The 4,100-nt window shown below is 41.0% G+C and carries 2 protein-coding genes; both read left to right on the top strand.

Translation table 11 applies throughout. The annotated features are described in order from the left end of the window. Positions 1-247: 247 nt before the first annotated feature. Positions 248-2,692 carry a preprotein translocase subunit SecA gene (secA, locus tag BO225_RS11175; RefSeq protein WP_076342290.1) on the top strand — a complete coding sequence of 815 codons (2,445 nt, stop codon included), beginning with the start codon at positions 248-250 and terminating at the stop codon, positions 2,690-2,692. Further along, positions 2,692-3,793, top strand: a protein-coding gene (prfB, locus tag BO225_RS11170) for a peptide chain release factor 2 (RefSeq protein WP_198936144.1) whose coding sequence is annotated in 2 segments (ribosomal slippage) — positions 2,692-2,763 and positions 2,765-3,793 — 1,101 coding nt in all. Because the reading frame shifts where the segments join, the coding sequence is not laid out codon by codon here. Before secA ends, prfB begins: the two co-directional genes overlap by 1 nt. Positions 3,794-4,100: the final 307 nt, after the last annotated feature.

Below are 4,100 nucleotides of genomic sequence, written 5' to 3'. Positions count from 1 at the left end.
AAGAGGACATTGTCACGAAAGAGGAGAAAAAAAAGCAAATAAGTATCCAGAAGAAAAAGAGATTGATATTATATGGGACATTTTAAGAAAAAGGGGCTTATGTTTTTGCAAACTGTAAAACTCCCGTGTTGAAAAAACCCATTAAATGCGCTTTAATGTAACTTGTACTAAACTGTTTTAGTATTTATAAATATATTGAAACAAAGCTCCAAACATGAAAATGTAAGTATAGAAGAGGAGGAAGCGAATGGCTTTTTTAAGCAGTCTTTTTTCAGAAGAAAAGAGAGAATTAAACAAATTAGAAAAAACAGCAGATAAAGTGTTGGCACTTGAGCCGCAGATCTCCGCTTTATCAGACGACGATCTAAAACATAAAACAGAGGAGTTTCGTAATCGTCTCAAGAATGGGGAAACTTTAGATGATATTCAAGTCGAAGCGTTTGCGGTAGCGCGGGAAGCTGCCTACCGTGTCATCAACGAAAAACCGTATAAAGTCCAAATCATGGGTTCGCTAGCGATGAATCTAGGTGATATCGCTGAGATGAAAACTGGGGAAGGTAAAACTTTAACAGCGACAATGGCTGTTTATTTAAATGCCCTTGCAGGTGAAGGGGTTCATGTCATCACAGTCAATGAATACTTGGCAGGTCGTGATGCCGCATGGATGGGTGAGATCTATCGCTTTTTAGGCTTAAGTGTGGGAGTGAACAAGCGTGAACTGACTCCAAGCGAAAAAAGAGAGGCCTACAATGCCGATATTACTTATACGACTAACTCTGAACTTGGATTTGATTATCTAAGAGACAACATGGTCACAAACGTAAAGGATCGCGTCATGCGTGGATTGAATATGGCGATCGTCGATGAGGTCGATTCTGTATTGATCGATGAATCAAGAACCCCCCTCATTATTTCGGGAGGAAAAAAACAAACCGCAAATCTTTACATTTCGGCAGATAAGTTCGTTAAAACTTTGACGGAACCCGAATATGAAACGGATAAGCATACCCATGAGAAAACGTTGATTTCAGGTGATTATGATATCGACGAGAAAACGCGTCAAGTCATGCTTTCTGAAGAAGGGGTGCGTAAAGCGGAAAAGTTCTTTAAGATCGATAACTTGTATGACATCGAACACACGCAACTCGTTCACCATATCAATCAAGCGCTCCGCGCGAATTATATTATGATGAAAGGTGTTGAATATGTTGTCAATGACGAACAAGAGATCGTTATTGTCGATCAGTTCACTGGACGTATGATGCCGGGTCGCGCGTATAGTGATGGCTTGCATCAGGCGATCGAAGCGAAAGAAGGCGTTCCGATCAAAGAAGAGACGTCGACATTAGCGACGATCACTTATCAGAACTTTTTTAGATTATATAAAAAATTAGCAGGAATGACCGGTACGGCCAAAACGGAAGAAGAGGAATTCTTATCTACTTACAACATGAAAGTTATCGTGATTCCTACCAACAAGCCTGTTGTTCGAGATGATATGCCAGATGAGATCTATGCTCATAAAAAAGATAAATACCGCGCCCTTGTCGATCGAGTAAAACAACTTCATGAAAAAGGGCAGCCTGTTCTTGTGGGAACGATTGCCGTTGAAACATCAGAACTTCTCTCTCAAATGTTGAAGAAGGAAAAGATCCCTCATGAAGTACTGAACGCTAAAAACCATGCTCGAGAAGCGGAAATCGTCGCAAAAGCGGGACAGCCAGGATCGGTTACGATCGCTACGAACATGGCTGGCCGTGGTACCGATATCAAGCTTACACCAAAATCTAGAGAGCTTGGCGGATTGGCGGTTCTTGGAAGCGAACGCCATGAATCTCGGCGTATCGATAACCAGCTTAGAGGCCGTTCTGGACGTCAAGGCGATCCAGGTTTCTCTAAATTCTATGTTTCTTTAGAAGATTCTTTGATGGTTCGTTTTGGTGGCGATAAGCTCAAAGGTTTGTTTGAGAAAATGGGTGACGAGCAGATCGAATCGAAGACGGTCACAAAATCAATCACGATGGCTCAAAAACGTGTAGAAGGCTTCAACTTCGATACACGTAAGCAGCTTCTTGACTATGATGATGTTCTTCGCCGTCAGCGAGAGATCATTTATACGCAGCGTAACAAAATCCTCGATAGCGACAACATCCATGATATGGTTAAATTGATTTTCGAAAAAGTGATCGAACAAACGCTGCAGGCTAACTTGTTGGATACGAAAAAGGGCGAGATCGATATTCCAGGATACGTCAAACCATTAGAGATGATGGGTTTACAAGATGATCGAGCGATCCACGCCAAAGATCTTGAAGGAATGAATTATGATCAAATCAAAGAGTATTCAATGAACAAGATCTGGACCGATTATGAAAACGAGATCAAGGATGTGAAAGCTCAGTTCTTACCGTTTGAAAAGACAGTTGTCCTTCGAAACATTGATAGAAACTGGATCGAACATATTGACCGAATGGATAAGCTGAGAAGCGGAATTTATTTGCGTTCGTACGCACAGAACAATCCGCTCCAACAATATGTACAGGAAGGCTTCGATATGTTTGAAGAAATGAATCGACGGATCGATCGAGAGATCGCATTCTTCTTGTTGAAAGTGCGGATCCGTCGAGTTGTAACGAAAAAAGAAGAAGTTGTTCAAAAAGCAAAACAAGCACAAAAAGAAAAGAGAGCCTAATGGAACTTTATGAATTAAAACAAGCTCTGTCTACTCACCTAGAGAAGTTGGAAGCTCTAGGTGAGTCTCTTTGACTTAGCTAGCAAAGAAAAAGAAGTTGCTCGACTTGACCAGTTGAGCTTGGAAGAGGGTTTTTGGTCAGATCAAAAGAAAGCCCAGTATACGATCCGAAATAGGAATGCTTTAAAAGATATCATCGATAGTTACGAGCTTCTTCATGAAGAGCTGGTTGGTTTGAATGAGAGCGCGGATGTGCTCAAAGAAGATTTTGATCAAGAATTGATGGAGCTTACAGAAGAAGAATACAAGGAGATCGAAACTAAATTTGATGATTTCGAAATGAAGGTCCTTCTTTCTCACGAGTATGATAATTCGAATGCGATTTTGGAGATCCATCCTGGCGCTGGTGGAACAGAAAGTTGTGATTGGGCCAGCATGTTATATCGGATGTACACTCGGTATGCGGAAAAGCATGGCTTCAAGGTAAGTGTTCTCGATTATTTGCCTGGTGAAGAAGCGGGGATCAAAAGTGTGACGATGCTTGTAGAAGGCGAAAAAGCATATGGATATCTAAAATCGGAAAAGGGTGTTCATCGTCTCGTTAGAATTTCTCCTTTTGATGCTGGTGCACGACGGCATACATCATTTGCTTCCTTGGATGTAATGCCTCAATTCAATGAAGAGATCGAGATCGAGATCAAGCCGGATGATTTGATCATCGAAACTAAAAGAGCGTCTGGTGCAGGTGGTCAGCATATCAATAAAACGGATTCTGCGATCCGGATGGTTCATAAGCCGACAGGAATCGTAGCAACATGTCAATCTGGCCGAAGTCAGATCCAAAACCGGGAAGAAGCCCTTCGTATATTAAAATCGAGACTCTATCAACGCGAGATCGAAGAACAAGAAAAAAAGATCGCCGAGCTCAAAGGGGTGCAGCTTGCCAATGAGTGGGGATCTCAAATACGAAACTATGTCATGCATCCATATAGTTTGGTCAAAGATGTAAGAACGGGATATGAAACGAGTCAAGTTCAAAATGTACTAGATGGAGACCTCGACGATTTTATATTCGCGTATTTGAAATCGCAGATCCAATAGAACGATAAACCATTTGGGAAACCATTTGGTTTTTTTTTGAATGCTATGGTGTGCTTTCGTTTTATCTTATTCAGTTCAACGTAGAATATTTCAGAAAAGTGTTTATTTTGCTTTTTTTTCTTGACAGATACTTTTGAAGCGATATTATAAATAAGCTTTGAGGCCAAGAACCCGCTTCAACTGTCCTCTAAAAATATTCAAAAAATATTGAAAAAAGTGTTGACAGAACAGTTCATTCATGGTAATATGAGTGAGCGTTGAGGCAGAGAGCTTCAAGGCAGGGACGATCTTTGAAAACTTGACAGGA

Origin of the sequence: Dubosiella newyorkensis (assembly GCF_001945605.1) — a bacterium.
Lineage (GTDB): Bacteria > Bacillota_I > Bacilli_A > Erysipelotrichales > Erysipelotrichaceae > Dubosiella > Dubosiella newyorkensis.
This window is presented reverse-complemented; position numbering and strand designations above follow the sequence as displayed.